The sequence below is a fragment of the Alteromonas lipotrueae genome (genome assembly GCF_019249215.1).
GTDB classification, from domain to species: Bacteria; Pseudomonadota; Gammaproteobacteria; order Enterobacterales; family Alteromonadaceae; genus Alteromonas; species Alteromonas lipotrueae.
The window spans coordinates 66979-90854 of record NZ_JAESDI010000005.1; the positions used below are offsets into that span (position 1 = coordinate 66979).

General features: G+C 43.6%; 17 protein-coding genes. 10 read left to right on the top strand and 7 right to left on the bottom strand.

Going from position 1 to position 23876, the window contains the following annotated elements; all coding sequences use genetic code 11:
* Window positions 1-186: 186 nt before the first annotated feature.
* The 3 genes from JKP82_RS06740 to JKP82_RS06750 form a co-directional block, all read right to left on the bottom strand.
* Window positions 187-1002: an alpha/beta fold hydrolase gene (locus JKP82_RS06740; protein ID WP_218396339.1), complete on the bottom strand. Its 816-nt coding sequence runs from the start codon at window positions 1000-1002 to the stop codon at window positions 187-189.
* Window positions 1003-1189: 187 nt separating this feature from the next.
* The gene (locus JKP82_RS06745) at window positions 1190-2014 is read right to left on the bottom strand and encodes an AAA family ATPase (RefSeq protein WP_159529885.1); all 825 of its coding nucleotides are present in this window, start codon (window positions 2012-2014) and stop codon (window positions 1190-1192) included.
* Window positions 2015-2151: 137 nt separating this feature from the next.
* Complete coding sequence (locus JKP82_RS06750) at window positions 2152-3708, bottom strand: carbon-nitrogen hydrolase family protein (protein WP_159529887.1); 1557 nt, start codon at window positions 3706-3708, stop codon at window positions 2152-2154.
* A gap of 254 nt (window positions 3709-3962) precedes the next feature.
* Here JKP82_RS06750 and JKP82_RS06755 point away from each other — a divergent pair, with 254 nt between their 5' ends.
* Window positions 3963-4634: a 2OG-Fe(II) oxygenase gene (locus JKP82_RS06755; protein ID WP_218396341.1), complete on the top strand. Its 672-nt coding sequence runs from the start codon at window positions 3963-3965 to the stop codon at window positions 4632-4634.
* Window positions 4635-4832: 198 nt separating this feature from the next.
* Window positions 4833-6521 carry a response regulator gene (locus tag JKP82_RS06760; RefSeq protein WP_218396342.1) on the top strand — a complete coding sequence of 563 codons (1689 nt, stop codon included), beginning with the start codon at window positions 4833-4835 and terminating at the stop codon, window positions 6519-6521.
* A 162-nt stretch (window positions 6522-6683) separates the two neighbouring features.
* On the opposite strand, the gene JKP82_RS06765 is transcribed toward JKP82_RS06760, so the two are convergent.
* On the bottom strand, window positions 6684-9254 hold the full coding sequence (locus JKP82_RS06765) for an ExeM/NucH family extracellular endonuclease (protein WP_159529893.1): 2571 nt from the start codon (window positions 9252-9254) through the stop codon (window positions 6684-6686).
* A gap of 284 nt (window positions 9255-9538) precedes the next feature.
* A complete protein-coding gene (locus JKP82_RS06770; RefSeq protein ID WP_218396343.1) occupies window positions 9539-10855 on the bottom strand; it encodes a DUF2252 family protein in 1317 nt (438 codons plus the stop codon).
* 341 nt (window positions 10856-11196) lie between these two features.
* On the opposite strand from JKP82_RS06770, the gene ahpC reads away from it, so the two are divergent.
* The 6 genes from ahpC to JKP82_RS06800 all read left to right on the top strand — a co-directional run bounded on the left by ahpC (window position 11197) and on the right by JKP82_RS06800 (window position 17806).
* Window positions 11197-11760 carry an alkyl hydroperoxide reductase subunit C gene (ahpC, locus tag JKP82_RS06775; protein WP_013783827.1) on the top strand — a complete coding sequence of 188 codons (564 nt, stop codon included), beginning with the start codon at window positions 11197-11199 and terminating at the stop codon, window positions 11758-11760.
* A 138-nt stretch (window positions 11761-11898) separates the two neighbouring features.
* Entirely contained in the window at window positions 11899-13488 is a 1590-nt protein-coding gene (gene ahpF / locus JKP82_RS06780) for an alkyl hydroperoxide reductase subunit F (protein ID WP_218396345.1), read from the top strand.
* 282 nt (window positions 13489-13770) lie between these two features.
* Window positions 13771-14310: a hypothetical protein gene (locus tag JKP82_RS06785; protein WP_258544352.1), complete on the top strand. Its 540-nt coding sequence runs from the start codon at window positions 13771-13773 to the stop codon at window positions 14308-14310.
* A gap of 8 nt (window positions 14311-14318) precedes the next feature.
* Entirely contained in the window at window positions 14319-15851 is a 1533-nt protein-coding gene (locus JKP82_RS06790) for a PepSY domain-containing protein (protein ID WP_218396346.1), read from the top strand.
* A 315-nt stretch (window positions 15852-16166) separates the two neighbouring features.
* A complete protein-coding gene (locus tag JKP82_RS06795) occupies window positions 16167-17306 on the top strand; it encodes an SMP-30/gluconolactonase/LRE family protein (RefSeq protein WP_218396348.1) in 1140 nt (379 codons plus the stop codon).
* Entirely contained in the window at window positions 17303-17806 is a 504-nt protein-coding gene (locus JKP82_RS06800) for a cupin domain-containing protein (RefSeq protein ID WP_159529901.1), read from the top strand. The genes JKP82_RS06795 and JKP82_RS06800 overlap by 4 nt, the downstream gene beginning before the upstream one ends.
* A 34-nt stretch (window positions 17807-17840) precedes the next feature.
* On the opposite strand, the gene JKP82_RS06805 is transcribed toward JKP82_RS06800, so the two are convergent.
* Window positions 17841-20123: a YgiQ family radical SAM protein gene (locus JKP82_RS06805; RefSeq protein WP_159529903.1), complete on the bottom strand. Its 2283-nt coding sequence runs from the start codon at window positions 20121-20123 to the stop codon at window positions 17841-17843.
* 262 nt (window positions 20124-20385) lie between these two features.
* On the opposite strand from JKP82_RS06805, the gene JKP82_RS06810 reads away from it, so the two are divergent.
* Window positions 20386-20853, top strand: a complete 468-nt coding sequence (locus JKP82_RS06810) for an EVE domain-containing protein (RefSeq protein ID WP_218396350.1) — start codon at window positions 20386-20388, stop codon at window positions 20851-20853.
* Between the two features lie 64 nt (window positions 20854-20917).
* On the opposite strand, the gene JKP82_RS06815 is transcribed toward JKP82_RS06810, so the two are convergent.
* Window positions 20918-21334 carry a hypothetical protein gene (locus JKP82_RS06815; RefSeq protein WP_159529915.1) on the bottom strand — a complete coding sequence of 139 codons (417 nt, stop codon included), beginning with the start codon at window positions 21332-21334 and terminating at the stop codon, window positions 20918-20920.
* A 153-nt stretch (window positions 21335-21487) separates the two neighbouring features.
* Between JKP82_RS06815 and JKP82_RS06820 the strand changes: the two genes are divergently transcribed.
* Window positions 21488-23863: a TonB-dependent receptor gene (locus tag JKP82_RS06820; RefSeq protein WP_218396352.1), complete on the top strand. Its 2376-nt coding sequence runs from the start codon at window positions 21488-21490 to the stop codon at window positions 23861-23863.
* Window positions 23864-23876: the final 13 nt, after the last annotated feature.

Genomic DNA, 23876 nt, shown 5'->3' on the forward strand with positions numbered 1-23876 from the left:
GTCTCACATAGCTTTCAAAAAAAATTAAACTCGCCCGCGAAATAATGTTGGAAACGTTACTATCCGTAACGCCTTCGCGAGAATAACCAAGCAGGTCCAAAGCATCTTTGTTGCAAAAATTAATATTCCCGGAGCCTAAATCAGAGACTAAAAGTAAACTAGGAAAAAGGTCGAGCTTATCGTCCTTCAAGGTACGAAAGACTCTATTTTTTCTGCAATAGTTGCGGGGTTTGTCATATGCAAACAATGACCGTGAGCATCGATAACTTCAAGCGATGATAAGGGCGTATTTTCATGCATATATTTCCCGACTTCTACTGACGCTAATGAGTCGCTGCTACTTTGTAAAATGAGTGAAGGGAAAGCAATGGTTGGAAGAATATTTCTATAATCAGAAAAGAAAGTAGCTTTAGCAAAAGGTTTTGCATATTTGGGGTCGGTGGAACAAAAGCTGCTTTCAAGCTCTTTCACTAAACCGGGATCGTTCTCTCCCCCCATCACCAATGGCGCAAGGTAACTCGCCCACCCAATATAATTTTTGTCCATTAAGTTAATAAGCTCTGCCAAGTCTGCTTCTTCGAAACCGCCGAAATAATCCGGTGGTAGATTCAAGAAACATGGAGAGGGGCATACTAATACGAAGCTTGAAAAATACTGCGGGGCAGAAATTGAAGCAAGATAACCAATAATACCGCTTACCGAGTGGCCTATAAATGTCACTTCAGTTAACTCAAGTGCTTCACAAATATCGACGACATCTTGTGCATATCCTTCTAACGCTTCATACCGTGTTTTATCAAAAGCACTGACATTAGATTTTCCGCAACCTACATAGTCAAAAAGCACAATTTTGTACTTTTGCTCAAGATAGGGGCTAAGGTATTTCCACATGTTTTGGTCACAGCCAAACCCATGTGCAAGCATAAGCGTCTTTGTCCCTGAACCAATAATTTTTACGTTATTGTTGTCGATTATATGACTAGCGTTGGATTGGTGAATCATTGTTGCAGCCTGTTCTTACTCGAGCAAAAAAATAGCCTGAAAATAGCAATACACAAGGCTACCCACGGATATAATGTTTATAGCATCGAAGAGAGGCAGATTATATGCTACTTATGGTCAATAAATTCAGCGCAAAAAAAGGAGCCATTTAGCTCCTTTAACGATTTATACACGTTTAAAATTAAGATTAGCCTTCCGATACGCTCGCAGTTGAAGAGGGCGCCGAGTTTGTAGCGCTCGTTGTGCTTCGAGAAACTACTTTGGTGGCTATCTCTCTTAGTTCATTTTCAAGGCTAGTAATGCGCCCAGAAAGAGAGCTGTTACGCTGCTCTAATACTGATAATTTGTCTGACAAATTCCGAACTTGTTGTTCACTGCTGCGTTTATCACCAGAGACTTGTTCTAATTGAACGTTAAAGGCAAGAATTTCGTCAGCCAATGAAGCCAGTTGATTTTTCACCGAGCCAACTTGGCCCTGCTGGCTAGTCACATCATCGGCAACCTTCTTAATATTGCCCTGAAGCGCAGTTTGAACGTTACCAACTCTATCACCTAGGTCAGCAATTTCTTTTTGATTTCGGCGCCAGGCTGAAGCCCAAAGTTTGTCCATCTGCTCCCACAAATCATTGGTTTTACTGGCTAACTCATTAACTTTAACTTGCAAAGCCACGGTGGATTCGCCCATTTCTTCACCCGTGGCAGAAAGCTTTTTCTCTAATTCAAAAATGCGCTTTTCAGCGAGAGAAGCCACCATTTTTTGCTGTTCTACCAATGTGTACAGGTAGTAACATCCGCCACAGGCACCAAGGGCAATAAGTGCGATTAGGAATACCCAGAGGCCATTACCGCCGCCACTGCTATTCTCAGGGGCTTTGGGGGAGGGGCTGGAAGGCGATGAGGAATTCGAAGATGCCTTGGTTGGCGAAGGCTGACGCTTTTTTTGATAATCGCGACGATCTTCATCATCTAAGCGAATAGTTGGAAAATCATCGTTGTTCGAATTATTTGCCATAAGTTCTCTATTTTATCTCGTTTAAGCATTGGGTTAACTGCAACCTACCTCGTTGTAGGCGCAGCAACCGAAAATATAATTAATCGCGCACAATAACATCGATATTATATTGAATTAATTATAAATACCAATGGCGATTACGTATCATTATCAAACCATTCTACACGATACAAATCGCGGCGGCGATCTAGATAATTCCTCACGGAGCCCTCATTTTGAAGCTTAGTGAGTTTATCTAAATCTAGGTCCACGATTAGCGTCATTTCAGTGTTTGGGGTAGTTTCAGACACAATAGCATCATGGGGGAATGCAAAATCGCTAGGTGAAAAAACCGCAGTTTGACCGTATTGAATATCAACGTTGTCTACTTTGGGTAAGTTACCCACGCTGCCAGCTATGGCCACATAACATTCGTTTTCAATCGCGCGGGCTTGTGCACAACGTCTAACGCGTAAATAGCCGTTCTTAGTATCTGTCCAAAAAGGAACGAACAGAATTTGCATCTCTTGTTCAGACAGTAACCGCGCAAGTTCAGGAAATTCCACGTCGTAACATATCAGTACTCCGATTTTTCCGAAATCGGTATCGAATACTTTAAGGCTATTGCCGCCTTTCATTATCCAATCTTTCTTCTCGTGTGGGGTAAGGTGTAATTTGTACTGACTCTCTATAGTGCCATCGCGCTTACAGATATAACTCACGTTATACAGTTCGTCTTCTTCTACCACTGGCATGGAGCCAGCAATAATAGTGATGTTGTAAGACACAGCAAGATGCGAAATGGAGGTAAGAATCTCGTCGGTATAAGTGGCCAAGTGCCATATTGCATCTATCGAAGTATCAGACGGACTTAGCCCCATTAATGGCGCGTTGAAAAACTCAGGAAACAATGCCACATCGCAGGAATAATCCGATAACGCGTCTACGAAATATTCAACTTGTTGAAGGAGTTCTTCCACATTATTGAAGTAACGCATTTGCCACTGAATACAACCGATACGCGCGCTCGATTTACGGCCAGTAATAAGTGACGGATTATTCGGCTCATAATAGATATTGTGCCATTGCAGTAACGTTGCATAGCCTTTGGACGCTTCGTCCTCGGGCAAATAGGCACTGAGAACCTGTTTTACCTCAAAACCATTAGACAGCTGAAAAGTAAGGATAGGATCGTATATGTCTTTAGATTTTACCTGTTCAATGTATTCATAGGGTGACAGTTCTTTTGCGTAATTCTTATAAGTAGGAATACGCCCGCCAGCCATAATTGACTTCAAGTTCAGGTTTCTACATAACTCTTTGCGCGCTTCGTACAACCGTCGACCTAGTCTTAGCCCTCGATAGTCGGGACAAACGATGACTTCAACGCCATACAACACATCACCGTTTGGATCGTGGGTAGTAAGATAGGCATCGCCAGTAATTTCATCGTAACTGTGTTTGTCGCCGAATTGGTCGTAATCCACAATGACAGAGATAGCAAAGGCCACCACCTTGCCTTTGTCTTCAATACAAATTTGACCTTCAGGGAATGTGGTTACTTGCGCCTTGAAGTTGTTATAAGGCCAAGCCCCCCCAACGTTTGCATACACGTTGTCCATTAATGATTTAACGTCGTTGTAATCGTCTAAGCGCAAGTTACGTAGCGCTAGATGATGTTCGGTTTCTTCAATGACTGTTTGATCCTGACTCATGCCTTTACCACCAGTGGTTGTTTTTCATATTTGAGCATAATTATTTCCGTGGGGCTAACGGTATTAATTCTTGTTTGACCAAGCTTTTGAAGCAAGTTTTATTCCCATTAAAACCAATGCTTTACAACTAGAGGGATTGGGTCTTTCACAATTGTTCGTAAACTGTGCATTTATCGCTTGCTGCACCGGTCACTTAGGCGTATAAACCCGCATCCGTTTACGCGCGCCACTGCTGCGCCAAGCCAGAATCAATCATGGAACGTTTTTCGTTAGATTTACCTTCACCTCTTTATGTTTTTGATGAAGATTATTTCAGTAGTATCGAGAGCGATTTACTCGAAAAGGGCTTTAGTATTAGGCCGTTAGGCGTACCTGAATTTGTTATAGATGCACTGGTCGCTTGTCAAGATACATTGTCTAAGCAAGCATATCGGCGCGCCGGAATTGGTCGGGCTGAACAATTTCAACACCTAGAAAAAGTCAGAAGCGACGAAATATGCTGGATAGACGGTACCTCGTCAGAAGGCCAATTGTGGCTAGAATGGTGTGAGGCTTTAAGGCTGTACATTAATCGCCATTTGTTCATGGGGTTATTTTCATTCGAGAGCCATTTTGCTTGTTATGCTCCCGGTAATTTTTACAAACGTCATCTAGATGCTTTCAAAGGTCAAAGCAATAGAATGTTATCGGTGGTGACTTATCTAAATGAAGATTGGCAAACTACCGACGGTGGTGAGTTAGTACTATATACTAGTGAGCAGGATGACATTGGGGTTAGGGTGTTACCTGAAAAAGGCACTATTGCGATTTTTCTTAGTGCTCTATTCCCGCACGAGGTACTCACCGCAAAACGTGAGAGACACTCCGTTGCGGGGTGGTTTAGGTTGAATACCAGCATTAATGAAAATATTGATCCACCAAAGTAATTCACCTATAGCTAAACCCTTGCTTCTAATGCTAGTATCGAGAATATAAGTCAAAAGTATAATTCCCAAGTGATGCGGTTACTGTTACACCCCAACAGTAGGTTATTGACTTATAATATCGTAGATAGTTAAACCCTCCATTTAACAGATGCGGTAACTACGGTAAGTCTTAGGGACAAGAAAAAAGTGATTAGTTGAATGTTGGAAAAAATTCCTGCCCCCACCTCTAAAGAGGATTTGCGCGTTCTGGTCATCGACAACCAGGGTTTAGTGCACGATGTAGTAGCCTCTGCGTTGCATGCTATTGGTATCAAACATGTAGTGAGTGCATTTAATGCCTTTCACGCTATTCGTTTGTGTGAAGAAAAGCGTTTTGATTTCGTGCTGCTTGCATTCAATGTTAGTCATGATAAAGACGGCTTTCATTTATTCGAAGAGCTTAAGCACTTAAATCATATCAATGATACCACCACGGTTATCTTTTTGAGTGCCGAAACCTCGCCTGAATTGGTCAATTGCATTGTTGAGTTGCAGCCCGATGATTTCTGGGTAAAACCATTAACGCCAAGCAGTATAGAGTCTCGTTTAAATTACTTACTTCAGATACGCTATAAGCTTCATAAAATGCTCCATTGTATGAAGATTGGCGACTATTCTACTGCGATGTACTATGCCGAACGTCAATTAAAAGACGTGTCACTGTTAGACTATCACCCCAGAATTAGGCGCCTTATTGGCGAGTGTTTGCTGCAACTGCGTGATTATGAAACGTCTGAAAATTATTACCGTGAATTACTGCAAACCATGGATCATGCGTGGGTACATATTGGTTTAGCCCGTTCGTTGTTACGACAGGATGAGTTGGAAGAAGCGCAATCAATGGTTGAAGATTTATTACTTCGTCGAGATACCCGTTTTTTAACCTATGACCTGTTGGCACAGTACTTTATTGAAAAAGAACAATTTGAGTTAGCTTACGAACAAATGAAAGAAGCGAGTAAGTTAGCGCCTCGTAATATTGAACGCAATAAGCGATTGTGGGATTTGGCAAGGCTCAACCACGACAAAGTAGGTCAGTTGTCTGCGGTTCAAAATATGGCGAAGTTTGCCAAGAATTCTATTCATGACTCACCGGAACTTTCTTTAAATGTAATTCGTTCTACTATCGATTTAGCCACTAGCCTTGGTGCTGGGGAAGGTGATAGATACATACAGCGTGCACAAAATGACTTAGAAGAGTTCAGTCAGCAAAAAGGGGTTCAAATCCAACTTGGCGATCAAATTGACGTAATTAAAGCGCGTATGTTGTGTCTTCGAAATCAAAAGAAGTCGGCCGAAGAAATCATGAACGCCAGTTCAGTTCGCACCACTGGGCAATCGATGGAAGATAACCTAGACAAAATGAAAGCCTTTCATGAACTAGGCATGCGTGAGCAGTGCATCAGCATACTGGAGAAGCTTAAAACGCAAATTGAAGGTGATACTTTTTCCTCGCAAGTCGTCGATGAATATCTAAAACAAGAGTCTATTGAACGCACAGAGATACAATTCACGACTAAAGAACTGAAGAATATGGCTACGGTGCATTATAAAGAGAACCGGTTGCAACCTGCTTACAATAATTTGCGCCAAGCACTCACCATTTCGCCAAAAGATAAACAAATTGCATTGAGCTTAATGAAGGTATTGCTTCAATTGCACAGTACCCAACCCTTAAGTGATGAGCAATTGGAAGTGGTCACACTGGCAGCATGCATGTTAACTAACGAAAAGTTATCAGCTTCACAAGCAGACAAGCGCGATCAGTATATTGATAAGTTAGGGCTTGAGGTAGAAGCGCCTCACGATAAGGAAGCCTTGGGCGTTCTTGGTCACCCTACAGCATAAATGAATACATTGGACAGTGAGGCTTGCTCCGTATAGTTATGCCTGCATAAACTAAATAATACTCGGATATAAAGCAGATATAAAAAAGGGATGGTTTTTAAACCATCCCTTTTTTAGTTTTAAACCGCCAGCATTTATTTACGGGGGTTATTTTTGATGAATTTACTTAGCTGAACGGCGGCGAAAGGTTAGCACACCCGCCATTAGTGCTAAAATGAAGCCCATAGAACCACCAGAATCGTTATCAACTTCAACTACATCGTCACCTTCATCTGGTAATTCTGCTTCTAAGTTGAAGGTTGCAATGAACGGGTCGTGATCTGAGCTACGGAATGGACCTACATCAGTAAATGCATAGCCGTCTTCATCAGCGTAATAGGTCAGCGCTTGATCATACTGGAATTGGTAAACTTCAGGAGAGTTAATACTCCAATGTGCACCATCTACCGCATCAGCAAGCATGGTTTCACTTGCTAGCACATGGTCTAAGCTACCTACTTGCTCTGTACCGTAGAACCAGTAAGAGTAACCTTCTGCATCAAACTCTTCTGCAAGATTTACGTAACCATAATTAGCGGTTACTTCTACAGAGGCACCATCGTCCATACCTGTATTTGCTGCGGTCATTACCGTGTAGCCTTGGGTTTCAGCGGTGTAGTCGGTAAGAACAGCAACAGGATCTTCAGCGCTGTATGAGTTCAAGTCACCTAACACTAGAATACGCTCAGGTAAGCTCTCATCACTTAATGCTTCACCAAGGGTAATAGCAGCAGATACACGTAGTGCATTACAGCTACCTTGAATAGCATCAGTTTCACTCACTTCTTCAGCAATATCTTCACCACACTGTGAACCTTTCGATTTAAAGTGGTTAACGGCAACAGCAAAGGTTTTACCGCTTTCAAGGTGCGCAAACGATTGAATTAAAGAAGGGCGCATTTGTGCCACACTGTCTTCATCAATTTGCTGAATTGGCATATCTACTACTTGTGCATCACCTTCAGGCGTTACAATAGAAGCGCGGTATAACAAACCAACGGTAATAGCATCGGTACCAATTTCTGTGCTATCAGCTGTGCTGATAAATGAGTACTGTTCGGTATCGGCAAGTTCAGCGTTTACCGCAGCCACTAGGCTGACAATAGCACTGTCATCGCCAAAGCCGTCGTTTTCAATTTCCATTAAGCCAACAACGTCAGCGTTTAAGCCAACAATGGCTTCAACGATACGGGCTTCTTGTAATGCAAATTCAGTTTCGTCTTCTGCACCACGGTTTGCATCGAAATCGAAAGTTACATCGCCGTTAGCATCTACTTCGCCATTGAAGTAGTTCAATACGTTGAAGGTAGCAATCGATAAGTTACCTTCAGTTACTACCGGGTTCGCTTCGCGAGTAGAGGTTACTGTTATCACATCGGTAGGGTTAATTCTAAACGCACCGAAGCTATAGTTTAGCGGGCCGCTTGCAGACACAGTATCACCAATACGAATAGCATTTGCGTAGCTAAAGGTAGGGAAGTAGTTAACGGTGTCTGGGTAACTAGAACTGCTGTTATCTTCAATCTTAAGTAAGCTGGCTTCTGAGGCTGCAACTGCTTCAACGTATGCGTCTGAAAGTGGTGCTGCTACGTCGCTAGGCTGGCGTTTAACGCTGTCACTTACTTGAATTTCGCCGTAACGCCACAAATCGTTTGTGCTAGTTACCGTAGCATCAACAACAGAAGCTAGCATGCCTTCAAATGGCTCAAGAGAATAATCGTAAGGCATATCGATAGTTGTCATCAATACGTCATCGCTTGCGCCACAATCAAGTGCAGTTACATCGCTGTCTAGGTTCAGCGTAGTCATGCCGTAATTTTCAACAACTTCACCATATAGGCGAGCAACGTTACCTACCGCAACGGTAGTGCTACCATTAACGAAAATACCTTCAGAAGTGGCATCATCACCATCACTATCTGCTGTTTCTTCTTGTAAGAAGAAACCGCCTGCACCCATGCCCGTAACAATGGCTTCAACAATATGGCTGTTACCAACTTCTTCTGAAGCATCGCCGCTCCCTTGAATGGTACTAATAAGGGTTGCTGCGTCAGCACAAACACCTAGCTCAATGACAGGCTCTTCTGGTGGAACTTCATCATCACCGCCGCCTTCAGTACTAAAAGTAGCAACAGGGAAGGGGGTCGCTGCAGCAGCATTGGTTGCTGCATCATCTAATGCGTCCACGCCGCTGTAAGTCCAGTTGTCAGATGAGAACGTACCGCCATTAGCGACTGAACCATCTTTTCGGTAAGCCCAGCCGTCTAGGTATTCCCAAGCTGTGCCATTCCCGTCAACATTAATGTCACCGAAAGTATCGATAACCGCGTCGTTTTCGAAAAGCTCTACCGCATCATCGCCATTAATTCCCATGGCGGATGAATCATAGTCTGGTGCATAACCGAAAAATTCCGTAAAACCATCAATTTCAGATGCTACATAAATATAGCTACCCGCTGAGGCACTATCTGCTGGAAACGTAAATTCTACACCATCAGTACCGCCGCCATTATTGGCTGAGCCAAGCCCGTATACTGATAAGTCGGCAATATCGTTTACAACGTAAAGCTCAACAGCTTTAGGAACACCGCCGGTGAGTGATGCATCGACAACACCGCTGATAACTAAGTCGCTGGCATTGGCCGAAAATGCAGTAAGAATACCTGCTGTTATAAGTGACAATGGAGTTTTCACTGGTTGTTTCCCTCTTAGGTCTTTTATTATTAGGTCTGTCAAAGCAGACCCTCTTTGTTATTGCTAGACCTAGCCTATAACGATAATGCCAACGCAGGAATGACTTAACGTTATTCAAGTTTATTTTTGATTAAAATATAATAATCAATGGGTTAACTCATATAAATAAAGTTATTTATGACATTGGCTCGTCATAAATGGGAAATCGGCGTCGATAAATAACACTACAAAGACTAAATAGTTTTCAGCGCGCTCTGGTTGTCGTCAAACGATAAACCCCTGCGTTAACTGTGTTTTAGCGTATCGCAAAACCAGTTGTGGTCATCGATAACCTGCCTTGCATAGTGATTAGCATTAGTAATTAGAGCGTTATTGGTGTCGTCGGTTAACGCCTTTACCGCACTTTTGGCAAAGCGTGTACTTCGCCTATCACCTCGGCAATGCGCTAAGGCAAGGGTGTAACCGCAGAGTTTAGCAAAGTATCCAAAGTCACCGTTTAGCGCTTTATTTCCCATACCAATATCATGAGGATCTAGCCCCACTTTAGCGTGGTGACGAGAGCGAATTAACCAGTGTGCATTGTCCCATATAACCTCATCTAACAATAGGTCTGGGCGGCGTTGCATTCGTCGTTGGCTGCGGGCGGTTAAATGAGCAGGGTTCAATTTATTCACCGGGCACACATTATCGAAGTAGAATAAGGGCGCGGCTTTGCGCTGTTGTTTCACCTCAACAATATGGCAATAACGAAAACTTTCAGCGTTATGCGGTTTTTTGGGGCCAACTAAAAAATAAAAGCGGCGCATATTTACCGAACCAGTTCCTGCATTTTCTCTGCTGGTGATATCGACAATGTCATCATCCATATAAGGTGCGAATGCCGCTAAGACCTGCTGATGTTCCGTTGGGCTCAACGGCGTGTATTTATCGGTGATGTGCTTAAATTTAAGTCCATCCTGCGTTAAATGTACCGCTTTTGCTAACGCACTTTTAGATTCGAACTTTTCACCACAAGAAGAGCGCTCCAATGCTTTGCGATAGAATTTTTTCAATTTGCCATCGGGCTCTTGCTCCATAGCTTCATTAATAACGGTCGCCTTTTCAGTTACGCGCTGGCATGTTGCCACGTACTCTTGAATGAAAAGGGATTGAGCATGTTTAACCTGATGGCGGTCTACCGCAGGTTTTAGCGGGTCTGGCATGTCTATCAAAAAGCGGCCTTCAGAAATACCTTTGCAATGGGCTTCTACGAGAGACAGTGAAGCAAGATAGCGAAGAATATCCCAATGTGCATAGCCAACACAGGCATCGTCAAAATCGTTCGGCGTAAAAATAACGGTATCGCCGTGTGAGCCTTCCTCAGTAATAAAGCCAAAGTTAGACGTGTGGCAATCACCCATAACACTGGTCAGTGACATCGAAAAACAAGCGTCTGGTACTGGTAAATGGTGATTCGCTAAATCCGCATAAAATAATTGTGCGCTACCGCGGTAAAACACGAAGGGGCTTTGGGCCATTTTCAAATGTTTAGCTAAGTGAGGAGAAGGTAAGGTGCCATCAATTCTGGCAATTTCTTGATTAAGAAATTTCGCGCGATCCATAACTGCAATGCCGTTGTAACAATGATGGCGTTAACATTACCTTTATTGGTTTTTGAATGCGAGGCTTGCGTGGGGAGGTGGAATGTGAGAAATTTCGCTCGTTCGGGATTTTTGCGGTTATTTAATATTATTGATTGGTAAACTTGATTGAAACATTCAAAAATACCAATTAGTTTTTTTAAAAAATCCGCGCTATTCTTATCACCAGTTTCAACGAAGTCGATTTTGCAAAACAGCAAAGCGCTGAAAACAAAATGGGCTTTGTAATTTTTCGTACTGTTGTATTTATAGACCAAGTGTCGTAAGTACAAAACAACACTCACTAAATGGAGAAAGTAAACATGGCATTAATTAACACTGCTATCAAACCGTTCAAAGCACAAGCATTTAAAGACGGCGAATTCATCGAAGTAAGCAGCGAAGATATCAGCGGTAAGTGGGCAGTATTTGTTTTCTATCCAGCAGATTTCACATTTGTATGTCCAACTGAACTTGGCGACATTGCTGATAAGTACGAAGAGCTTCAGTCTCGTGGCGTAGAAGTATTCTCAGTATCAACTGACACTCATTTTACTCACAAAGCGTGGCACGATTCGTCTGACACTATCAACAAAATCAAGTTTGCAATGATTGGCGACCCTACTGGTGAAATCACTCGCAACTTCGATTGTATGCGTGAAACTATGGGTCTTGCTGACCGTGCAACATTTGTTGTTGACCCAGAAGGCATCGTTCAAGCGATGGAAATCACTTCTGAAGGTATCGGCCGTGATGCAGACGACCTAGTTCGCAAAATCAAAGCTGCTCAGTACGTTGCTTCTCACCCAGGCGAAGTTTGCCCAGCTAAATGGAAAGAAGGCGAAGCTACACTAGCTCCTTCTCTTGACCTAGTAGGCAAAATCTAAGCAACCGCTTAGCGCTTATAAGTAAGTAATGGGAGTGGGTCTCCACTCCCTATCAAATTAATTTCCAATTCCTGCTTATGTTGTTAGCCTGAAAAATGGTTGGCAGGGATCGGCGTGTCGAAAATAAGGCAGACTACCGTGTTAACTAAAGAAATTTTACAAGCGTTGAAAGGCTATGCTGAGTCAATGCAGAAAAACGTAACCTTCGTCGTACAGACCGGTGAACACAGCAAGCGTGAAGAGCTTGTGTCGTTTCTGTCCGACATTGCTGGTGTAAGTGACAAACTAAGCCTTGAAGAGCGTGACACTAACGGTGTATTACGCAGCTCTATCAGTTTTTTACTAGAAGCTGATGGTGAAGATACAGGTATTCGCTTTTCTGGTGTTCCTGGCGGTCACGAATTTAACTCGCTTATCTTAGGTATGCTTCACGCATCAGGTACCGAGCTTAAAATTGATGACAGCGTAAAAGCGATTGTTAAAGGCGTTAAAGAAGAACTTAACTTCGAAGTATTTATCAGCTTAAGCTGCCATAACTGCCCAGAAGTCGTTCAGGCGCTTAACCAATTTGCACTACTTAATCCAAACATTACGTCTGAAATGATTGACGGTGGATTGTATCAAAACGTAGTAGCAGAACGTGATATTCAAGGCGTTCCAAGCGTTTACCTTAATGGTGAGCTATTCGCTAATGGTAAGGTAGATGCATCGGTTCTTATCGATAAACTTATCGAACGTGACCCGTCGCTGAAAGATGCGAACAAAGGTGAGTCGATACCGCTACAAGACGTTACCGTAATCGGTGGTGGTCCAGCGGGCGTGGCATCAGCGATATACAGCGCACGTAAAGGTTTAAAAGTGACTGTGGTTGCCGATCGTTTCGGTGGTCAAGTGAAAGATACAATGGGTATTGAGAACCTTATCTCGGTATCTAAAACTACTGGCCCTGAGCTAGTAGGTAACTTAATGGAACACATGAACGATTACGATATCACGCTTAAAGAGCACGTTCGTGTTGATTCTGTAGAACAAGGTAACGTTAAAACTATTACGTTATCGTCTGGCGAAAAAATTCGCACTCGTTCAATTGTTGTTGCTACTGGCGCACGTTGGAGAGAACTTGGTGTTCCAGGTGAGAAAGAAAACGTAGGTAATGGCGTGGCGTACTGCCCACACTGCGATGGTCCTTTCTTTAAAGGTAAAGACGTTGCAGTCATTGGTGGTGGTAACTCGGGTATTGAAGCGGCGCTTGATTTAGCGGGTATTGTTAAATCGGTAACGGTATTTGAATTTATGCCAGAACTTAAGGCTGACCAAGTACTGATTGACCAAGCTGAAAAACGCGAAAATATCACGATTATCAGAAACGCAGCTACCCATCAGATTAAGGCTGAGAATGGCAAAGTTAACGCAATTGAGTATCAAGATCGCAATACCAATGAGTTACATACCCTTGAGCTTTCGGGCGTATTTGTACAAATTGGCCTAGTGCCAAATAGCCAATTCATGGAAGGTGTCGTAGATATGAGCAAATATGGCGAAATTGTGATTGATACCAAATGCAATACTTCAGCGCCAGGCATCTTTGCGGCGGGTGACGTAACAACGGTTCCTTATAAGCAAATCGTTATTTCAATGGGCGAGGGTGCAAAAGCTTCACTTGCCGCATTTGAATACTTGTTAAGCCATGAAGTTATTGAAATGGAAGAAGAAACACAAGCTGCGTAAAACGTTTTTACGCAACGACTTTACTATTAAAGGCCGACTTACTGCTGTAAGTCGGCCTTTTTGTATGTAACCCATGAGGATAGCTAAAAAAATACTAAATAAGAATAATTATTGTTTTCATTGCTTGGCGATATTTGGTAATTTATACATAAAAATCAGTCGATGAAAAAGCGCGATAAATGAGTCGGTAGGGTAATGTAGAAAAGGCGTTGCTGTGCATTATTTTATCCTACTTAAGCGTTCAACTATTCGGCATTCATTATTCGTATTCGAAGGTAAGTTATGTTCATGTTATTTGCCGCAAGCGGCCTCTCAGTTGTGTCTATGGCGGCTGTCTATAAAAGTTGGCAACGCCAAACCTCACCGATGCTCTATATCGGGGTTGCTATTTGGTTAATGTCGTCCATTGCGTGGTCAATGTCGGTTGGGTGGGAGTTTGGTGTAGTGTACGCACTTTGCTTACCCGGATTGTTAGTATGGCCATTTATCGCGGCGAATCAGAGTGCTGCCCCCGCAACGCAACAACGTCCTGAACCTAGAAAACTCGATCTTTCCGTTAGTACTTCAATACAGCATATTCTTCATTCCATCATTGTGTTGATGTTAATGCTGATATTTAGTGTGGTGGCTTCCTTAGCACTTAGTGCATTACTTCCCCTTGAAATAGCCAGTCAACTGGCAATTTGTATGGTGATATCGCCCATTATTTGGGGGCTTGCGGTCTACCACTACCTAGCAACATCTAAGAAAATTAAAACGGTTGGCGGCTACCTTGTAGCAACAGCAGTAAGTTTAGCAATACTGATGGCAATGCCAATTTAGGAATAAAAATGAAAAAAGCAACAAAACAGTCAGCGCTAAATGCACACAGTTGGGTAGGCGTATTTTTAAGTGTATTGCTCTTTTTAGTGTGCTTGTCAGGCACTATTGCTGTATTCCATTTAGAATTTGAACGCTGGGAACAACCGCATATTCCCGAGTTTGAATCCGTCGAGGATGGGGCAGTAGAAAAGGCGATGGACCGCTTTTTAGCTAAACATCCCGAAGAAACGGATCATCTATTTGTGGTGCTTCCTACATCAGGGATACCACGGTTAGTGGTAGAAAACGATCATGCTGCTTATTTCGCTGATGCACAGGGAAATTTGCTTGAGAAGGAAAGCGTGCCTTTCACTCAAATGTTGGTGGACTTACATTTATATCTCAATCTACCCCATAGCTGGGGCATGATATTAGTCAGTGCCTTAGGTGCGATTATTTGTACACTCATTGTAACGGGTATCATTGCGCATAAACGTTTAGCAAGAGACGCGTTTAAATTTCGGCGCGGCGGCAATGGTCAGCAAAATCAAATTGATTTACACAATCGCTTTGGCCTTTGGGCTGCACCATTTCATTTGATTATTGGTGTGACGGGTGCTTACTTTGGGTTGGCTGGTATCGTACTGGTGTTGGTGGCACAGCTTAATTATGGCGGTGATAGGGATGCGGTAATAAACCAAGTATTTACGCCCGATCCAGTTATAGAGGCGCAAGAAGGTAAACCTGCGATAGGTAAAGCCATCGCGCAAATGGAAACCATTGCGCCAGAAAACCTGCTTATATTTGTGACTGTTCATGAGGTAAACAAACCTGAGCAGTTTATTGAAATTTATGCACAAGTACCGGGGCGAATGATATACGGTGAAGCCTACCGATTTGATACCGCAGGTAATTATTTAGGTACCGCAGGCTATGACGATGGCGTCTGGGGTAAGCAATTGTTATGGGCTGTTTATCGCCTCCACTTTGGTGACTTTGCCGGAGTACCAAGTAAGGTGCTGTATTTTGTTTTGGGTATCATGCTAACCATGCTGTGCGTATCGGGTATGGAAGTGTGGTTGTCTAAAAAAGCCCATCCTGTGTTGGCCACGCGTTTATGGTATTGCACGGTGTGGGGCAGCGTGAGTGCATTGGCATTCACGGCAATAGCAGATATATTCTTTGCGGGTTCGTTAATTGCAGTATTCTGGGGAGTAATGGTTTTAAATGTGGCACTTACGGTTGCGGTAAAGCGGCTTACCAAACCAGTGTGGCTGATAATTTCAGGTATCAGTGTGTTAATGCTTTTACTTATTTATAGCGCTGTGAACGGGGAACATTCACTATCGGTGGCATCGTTGCAATTGAACTTGCCAATGTTCGTGTATGTGGTGTGGAGTATATGGCGTGGTAATACGTTGCTTAAGCGTGAAACTCTTTTGTCTAATTTTAAAAAAGAAGATCAAACAACAACGCAAAATATTGATGGCAATGGCAATGGCAATGGCAATGGCAACAAGAGCACATCAGTATCGACGGAACCGCAATCGCCAATGGCTTAAAGCGCTTAACAAACACGAGCGTATTGATAATGTGAACTAATACAGCGTGGCTTTTACTTCGTTTAACTAACTAAATGTGAAAGCCGCGCTTTTTATGTCTTATTATCTGAGTCTAAATTTAAACCTTCATCTGGCAAGTTGCTGTTCATGTATTAATAATGCATTCGCATCCCTTTTGGCCATCGTTGTGCTGAGTGTATGCTACTTATAGCCGTTGGACATATTGAATAATCACCAATCTAAATTTAACCCTCGGGTAAGAACATGCTATTGCTAGCCATCTACATTCTTTGATGGACTTAATAAGGGTAGTGAATGCGAATATTAATCATAAGTGGTTTGCTGGCCGTGATGGGGTATTTAGCATTTTGGCCTGTGCCAGTTGAGCCCGAAGCATGGAGTGCCCCACAAGACAAAGGGTATAGCGGCGTGCATCAAGCCAACGATAAGCTATCCTTCGCCCATGCTATAGCCTTAAGCGAGCCAACAGCCCTTAGTAATAAAGAAACAAACCCAATAAAAAGTGAATACGGCCCCGAAGATTTTGCACTGCGAAGTGATGGCGCCATTGCCACGGCCACGCATTCTGGCACCATCATGCTATTAGCCCCTAACGATACGCACTTTACACCTTGGATAAACACGGGCGGGCGGCCGCTAGGCTTAGAGTTCGATGCCAATGATAATCTCATAGTGGCAGATGCCTACCTAGGGTTACTTTCTGTTTCGCCATCAGGTGATATTTCCTTGCTAGCAGACACCGTTGATGACACGCGCATTGTGTATGCCGATGATGTAGATGTAGCAGAAAATGGCATGATATATTTTTCTGACGCCACCACTAAATTTAGTGCAAAAGCCTATGGCGGAACCCTAAGCGGCAGCTTGTTAGAAATTTTAGAGCACAAAGGTAATGGCAGATTGCTAGCGTACAATCCAACTACCCAAGTTACGTCTGTATTAATGGATGGGTTAATCTTTGCTAATGGCGTCGCCATCAGCGAAAACCAACAATATGTCTTAGTGAACGAAACAGGCAGTTACCGTGTGTTACGTTACTTTATTGCTGGGCCTAAAACAGGTTTGGTGGATGTGTTCATCGATAACTTACCTGGCTTTCCCGATAATATTGCCACAGCGCCAGATGGCGGTTATTGGATAGGGTTTGCTTCACCCCGTTCCGCCTCGTTAGACGATTTATCAAACACCCCCTTTTTGCGTAAAGTGGTACAGCGGTTGCCTGCATCATTGCGCCCAAAAGCAAAAGCCTACAGCCATGTAATAAAATTAAATGAACAAGGCAAGGTGACAAGTGACTTACAAGACCCAAGTGGAAATTATCCGCTAACAACAGGGGTGTTAGAAACGGCAGATATGCTATACATTAGCAGTTTAACTGCCTCATATGTGGCGGTGGTTGAAAAAGCAAATTTACCAAAGGGAGAGGATGAATGAAGCGAAATTTACCTAAAGTGCTAACTGTTATTTTATCTGTTTTAGGCAGTTTCTTTATTGCTTGTGCGGCCGATACTCTTGCGGTTAATAAGAATGACACCGACAAAGTAACCTCTGGCGACAGTTTCAAAACACAAGTGATCCCACAGGCCAATGCAGCCATTGATGAAGGAGAGGGTTGGATATTCTATAGCTACCACAATGATGAAACCTTTGGTACTAGCCAATCATTAGCGGGTATGGCTGTTATTAAGCCTGGTGTGGAAATACACCCGCCTCACGAACATAGTGACGAAGAGTTTCTATTGGTTACTCAGGGGAGTGGGGAATGGAGCGTTGAAGGTGAAGTGTTTAAAGCTAACACCGGCGACATGCTATACGCTGCCCCTTGGGATGAACATGGGGTGAAAAATACCGGAGAAGTAGACTTAATCTTTGTGGTATTTAAGTGGCACAGCAAAGGTATTGCTGTGCCTACAAAAAGTGCTTACAAGAAATAACTAACCAATCGTTAGCATTCAGCGATAGGGGAAACTAGCGTTTTGCTGTTGATTTTCCTCTTCGCTGTGAACTAGGCATGCTTTGCCCGCTATTTTTGCCGCCGCTTCGGTTATCGGCTTTATTTCCACCTCTGTTAGATGCGTCGTTATCCCGACCAGTTGCATTGTTTTTGCCTCGGGCTTTACGTTGAAAACTTGGCGGCAAGCCAGTATGTTTAGTTAACCCACGCTCGCCATTTCTGCCTTTCGCCGCTTTTTTGCGTTTCTCATCTGCGGTTTCCGGCGGTACCAAGTGCTGAGCACCACGGCCTATTAAATCTTCACGGCCCATACGCTTAAGGGCTTCACGAATTTGCGCGAAGTTTTTAGGGTCGTGATATCGAAGCATAGCTTTATGCAGGCGTCGGTGTATTTCACCCTTTGCCGAAGGCACGTCTTCACTGTCTTTTGTGACCTTACGAAGTGAATTTACTTCGGTGTGGTACATAGTCGTTGCTGTGGCCATTGGTGAAGGATAGAAGTTCTGCACTTGATCAAGCTTAAACTTATTCTCCTTCAGCCAAATCGCCAAATTCAACATATCGTCGTCTGTGGTACCTGGGTGCGAGGCAATAAAGTACGGAATTAAGTATTGTTTCTTGCCCGCTTCTTGTGAATATTTGTCAAATAACGCTTTAAAACGGTAATAGCTGCCCATGCCCGGCTTCATCATTTTAGATAACGGGCCGTCTTCGGTGTGTTCTGGTGCTATTTTCAAATAGCCGCCAACGTGATGCAGAGCCAACTCTTTTACGTACTCAGGATCTTCAACCGCCAAATCGTAACGAACACCAGAAGCGATAAGCACTTTCTTTACGCCGGGTAATTCACGAGCACGACGATACAAATCGATAGTAGGCTTATGGTCGGTGTCCATATGCGCACAAATACTCGGATATACACAAGATGGGCGACGACACGTGGCTTCGGCTTTCGGGCTCTTACAGCGCAAACGATACATGTTTGCAGTAGGTCCACCTAAGTCTGAAATTACACCGGTAAACCCAGGTACGGTATCGCGAATTTCTTCAATTTCACGAATTATCGAGTCTTCAGAGCGGCTTTGAATAATTCGGCCTTCGTGCTCTGTAATAGAACAGAAGGTACAACCGCCGTAACACCCGCGCATAATATTGATACTGAACTTAATCATATCGTAGGCGGGTATAGTGGCATCGCCATAAACAGGGTGGGGCACACGCTGATAAGGAAGGTCGAATACCGCATCCATTTCCTCTGTTTCCAAAGGCATAGCGGGTGGGTTTATCCAAATATGTCTATCGCCATGGCGCTGCATTAATGCACGTGCACAACCTGGGTTGGTTTCTTGGTGCAAAATACGTGAGGTATGGGCGTATAAAACTTTATTGTCTTTTACCGTTTCGTAAGCAGGTAGCTTAACGTATACATTTTCCCAAGGCTTCCTGCGTTCCGGAGGCTGTATCACGACAGGTGCAGCTTCAGGGGCTTCGCTGTTTGTTTTATCTTTATCTTGCGAATCGCACTCAGGCTCCATTTGATAAGGGCTTGAGATAGGTTCAATTTTACCCGGGCGATCTAACGAGGTTGAATCAACCCCTTGCCACTCAGGTAGTGCTTCTTTTACGATAATGGCGGTGCCGCGAATATCGCGCATTTCATCAATAGTTTCACCTGCCGCTAAGCGGTGGGTAACTTCAACCAATGGGCGCTCGGCATTGCCGAAAAATAACATGTCAGCTTTGGAGTCGAACAATACAGAACGACGTACTTTCTCACTCCAATAATCGTAATGGGCAATACGGCGTAAGCTCGCTTCGATACCGCCGGCAATAACAGGCGTGCCTTTAAAGGCTTCGCGGCAACGTTGTGCGTAAACCGTTACAGCGCGATCTGGGCGTTTTCCGCCAACATTACCTGCTGTATACGCGTCGTCGTGACGAAGTTTTTTATCTGCCGTGTAGCGGTTTATCATGGAATCCATGTTACCCGCCGTAACACCGAAGTATAAATTCGGCTTACCAAGGGTCATGAAAGCGTCTTTACTCGTCCAATCTGGCTGAGAAATAATCCCTACGCGAAAACCGTGGGCTTCAAGTACACGGCCAATCACCGCCATACCAAAACTTGGGTGATCTACGTACGCATCACCAGTCACTAAGATAACGTCACAGCTGTCCCATCCTAGGGCATCCATTTCCTCTTTAGACATGGGAAGAAACGGCGCAGTACCAAGGCAGTGCGGCCAATATTTAGGATAAGAAAATAGACCGCGGTCGGCCTTAATGGTGGCTTGCATAAGATTCACATATAGCAGAGAAAAAAAAGAATTAAGTAGGTCAGTACATCATAGTTCATATTGCTAATCGCAAATATAAAACTGCCAAGAGCCAGAATAAATAGCCGAGAGCGAATATAAATTGCCTAAAGCGAATATAAACATTGCAGACCGAACGCCTATTATACCAGTACACAGCAACCAAGGTATAGCGCTGTCGTTAAATTCACCGCCTTTGTTATACTGCATTGCTATATCAATTAGGATAATAACGAGAAAATATATGGCTTACTGGTTATTTAAGACAGAACCTGATGCATTTAGCATTGATGATTTACTATCACGGCCTGACCAAACTGAACCTTGGGACGGGGTGCGTAACTACCAAGCAAGAAACTTTTTGCGTGACAACGTCGCCGTTGGTGATCAAGTTTTTATCTATCATTCGAGTTGTAAAACAGTTGGCATTGCCGGGATAGCAGAAGTAGTTAAAGCCGGATACCCAGATGAAACCCAGTTTAACCCCGAATCTAATTACTACGACCCCAAATCGTCGCGTGAAAATCCGCGGTGGTTTCGGGTAGATGTAAAGTTTGTTGAAAAGTTTGAAAGCGTATTGCAGCTATCTGTCATTAAGGCAATGCCTAACATTACAGAAATAGGTTTGGTAAAAAAGGGGGGGAGGTTATCGATAATGCCGGTGGAAGCAACAGAATGGCAGCAGCTTTATACTACTGCCAAAATGAACTAAACCTGCTATATATAAGTAAATATTTATCTAAGATATCATTGGCGTGTAAGTTGTTGGCGTTGCACTATTTACCTACAGCAAAACGAGTATCTGCATCTCTTAATAAATAAAGGGCAAAACACGCCGCCCACATTGGCCATGCGGCGAAAAACAACATGTTGTTGAAGGCGTCTAAGTATTGCGGAAATGACGACAAGGTTGACCCGCCGTGAAGCAAAAATATCAAGCCGTAGGAATAACGCTTTGCAATACCGGCAACGAAAGCAAGGACCAGTGCCAATTGAAATGCACCTAAAATGTATACGGCCGTCTCTGGTACGCCACCAATTGAATAAAAATGTTCAAATATCTTTGCGCTATGTGCAGGGTTAACGAATTTGTCTAATGTCCATACGAACATAACAATGAAAACAGAAACGCGAAGGGCGAAAAGAGACCAACTGAGGCGATTAGAAATATCAGTGGTTTGTTGAGATTGCATTTTAACTCCTATTTATTTGTGTAGCGATAAAGAACGGGCGTTTTCATATTAAATTTCAAAAACTTTCATAGAAAAAAATAAAAATGCTTATGAAATATTTTTAGCCGGATGTCGGTCTTGTCGAGTAAGCAATCTTGTAAGGTAAAAATACGAATGAGAAATAATATTGGGCTTGCCATCAGTGCACTGGCTCTATCTGTAAGCCAAGGGCTGCAAGCTCAGCAAGCTGACATGCTTGATAACAACGACAAAAATGACATTAAAAAAGACATAGAAGTCGTTGAGGTGACTGGAAACCAGCAAGCGCTTAACCCGTTAAACCCTGGCGACAACACGTTAAGTGGTTTATTTGGCGCTGGCATGTCGGTAGCTGATACGCCGCGAGCGGTAACATCTTTGTCGGCTGAAGCTATGGATGCATTAAACATCAATAACTTACACGATATTGTTAAAGCTGCGCCTAACGCTTATGCTTCTAGCGGTTTTGGTACCCCTAGTTTGCCAAGTATACGTGGGCAATTGGGCGAGCTATTTCAAGATGGTATACGCCGCCAATCAGGCAACAATGGTTTTGGTTTACCGGTTTCATTCAACAGTGTTGAGCAATTAGATGTCGTGAAAGGGCCCTCGCCCGTACTGTTTGGCAGCACGCAGCGAAATGGTGGCTTTGTGAACCTGCAAACCAAAACTGCGCCTACTTCAGGTAGCGAAGGGAATATCACGTTGAGGGCTGGTCGTTGGGATCAATACTCAGCGCAGCTTGATTATGGTGCCGCCATTGAAGAAGGAAAGAGTGGGGTTAGAGTCAGCGTTGAGTGGCTAGATCACGGTAGCTTTTTTGATTTTGCCGAGCGTGAAAGCAAAAACCTGTTTATTGCGTACCGATATACACCGAGCGATGCCACAACATGGGACGTTAGTGCAGAGTATTACGATGCCGAATATCCTGACATTGCAGGTATTAATCGCCCCACGCAAAACCTGATTGATAACAACCTTTATATAACGGGCCAAGGCGTACAAACGAATGGCAGTACCGTACCTGGTGCGGGCGCTATTATTTCACCAACCGGTGAAGTGGTTATTCCCCGAAGTCAGGTGTATACCCACCCTGATGATATTAATGGTGCTGAAACTACTGTACTGCGCAGCAATTTAACCCATCAATTTTCAGATAGCCTTGTGCTACGAAACATAACCTACTATCAACACCTAACCCGTGAAGAAATTGCTCAAAATAGCTTTGTAGAGATTATTGATGGTGCCGATGCGTTCGAGAATCGCACTGAATTAGACGTGGTTTGGAACGATAAGCAAACCACCACATTTGGTGTGGCGTTACGTTACAACGATGTATTAGGTTACAGCCAGTTTACGACTGAAGCTGACAGCCCTGTAGATTTAACCGGCCCCTTAAGTAACCGAGAAATACCCTTAACCGATGCACAAAAAGCACGATTGGTTGAGCTTCGTCCCGGCGTATTTGTATCACCTGGTGCCCAGTATGATATAGATGGCGATGGTGTAGGGGATTACAATTTATCTGACACCACGGATTCAACCACCTTACAAACGGGCCTTGCATTGCAGCAGCGTTCACAGTGGACAGAATCGTTTTCAACCATTGCCGGTGTTAGATTCGACTATTACGATGTAGAAGCGCGCGATCCCATTGCTCCTGAAGGGGTTACCGCCGCTTCTGACACTTATAACGATATACTTGAAAGCGTACAACTCAGTGCGGTGTACAAGCTAACAGAATCACTCAATGCTTATGTGGCGTGGTCAGAGAATGATGCCACATCCAATAGCATGGCAGGGGGGACTACACTTACCAGTGCCAACGAAATTAACCCGCTAAATTTTGCCACTGAAAATACCCTTTACGAAGTAGGGCTTAAGTATTCTCCTGATAGTCATTGGTATGGTGAAGTGTCGGTATTTGACCAAACTCGTAGTTTACGTAACCGCGATGGCAGCAACAGTGGTGTGAAAACCAAAGGCGCAGAGCTGCAAGTTTTCTACCAAGGGCAAGATGTGTGGGTAAATGCGGCGTACAGTTATTTGGATGCGCGCTTCGATGATTCAGCGGCGTTTCAAGATACTGCACAAGTGGCCGATGCTTTTGACGATAGTCGACCAGACATTATTGAAGGCAATGGCGTTGGTTCGCCGTCCTTTGCGGCGTTTGCTCCGTCTGACTCATTAGTGCAGGGCATTCCATCGCAAATTGTGTCATTAAATGCTGGCTGGCAACTTACTGATGACTTACAAGTTGGTGCATCAGCCTTGTACACCAAGTCGTTCCCACTAGATTTCCTACAAACTGTATTTATTCGGGATCAAATCAATATTGATGTAAATGCCGATTATCAGGTTACTGATGATATGCGCCTTCGTGTTGATATTATTAATATTACCGATGAAGAGAACTGGCAGCCTGTGTTTGAAGGTGGTTATTTTGGCGCTACTCTGGCCATGCCCAATACACCTCGTCACGTTCAGTTCACTATGCAATACGCGTTTTAAGCGCAATTAAGGA

Coding starts and splice junctions, on each gene's coding strand:
- JKP82_RS06805 (WP_159529903.1), bottom strand. CDS start 20,123: ATGCAAGCCACCATTAAGGCCGACCGCGGTCTATTTTCTTATCCTAAA.
- JKP82_RS06740 (WP_218396339.1), bottom strand. CDS start 1,002: ATGATTCACCAATCCAACGCTAGTCATATAATCGACAACAATAACGTA.
- JKP82_RS06770 (WP_218396343.1), bottom strand. CDS start 10,855: ATGGATCGCGCGAAATTTCTTAATCAAGAAATTGCCAGAATTGATGGC.
- JKP82_RS06755 (WP_218396341.1), top strand. CDS start 3,963: ATGGAACGTTTTTCGTTAGATTTACCTTCACCTCTTTATGTTTTTGAT.
- JKP82_RS06800 (WP_159529901.1), top strand. CDS start 17,303: ATGAAGCGAAATTTACCTAAAGTGCTAACTGTTATTTTATCTGTTTTA.
- JKP82_RS06785 (WP_258544352.1), top strand. CDS start 13,771: ATGTTCATGTTATTTGCCGCAAGCGGCCTCTCAGTTGTGTCTATGGCG.
- JKP82_RS06745 (WP_159529885.1), bottom strand. CDS start 2,014: ATGGCAAATAATTCGAACAACGATGATTTTCCAACTATTCGCTTAGAT.
- JKP82_RS06820 (WP_218396352.1), top strand. CDS start 21,488: ATGAGAAATAATATTGGGCTTGCCATCAGTGCACTGGCTCTATCTGTA.
- ahpC (WP_013783827.1), top strand. CDS start 11,197: ATGGCATTAATTAACACTGCTATCAAACCGTTCAAAGCACAAGCATTT.
- JKP82_RS06790 (WP_218396346.1), top strand. CDS start 14,319: ATGAAAAAAGCAACAAAACAGTCAGCGCTAAATGCACACAGTTGGGTA.
- JKP82_RS06760 (WP_218396342.1), top strand. CDS start 4,833: ATGTTGGAAAAAATTCCTGCCCCCACCTCTAAAGAGGATTTGCGCGTT.
- JKP82_RS06815 (WP_159529915.1), bottom strand. CDS start 21,334: ATGCAATCTCAACAAACCACTGATATTTCTAATCGCCTCAGTTGGTCT.
- JKP82_RS06795 (WP_218396348.1), top strand. CDS start 16,167: ATGCGAATATTAATCATAAGTGGTTTGCTGGCCGTGATGGGGTATTTA.
- JKP82_RS06810 (WP_218396350.1), top strand. CDS start 20,386: ATGGCTTACTGGTTATTTAAGACAGAACCTGATGCATTTAGCATTGAT.
- JKP82_RS06750 (WP_159529887.1), bottom strand. CDS start 3,708: ATGAGTCAGGATCAAACAGTCATTGAAGAAACCGAACATCATCTAGCG.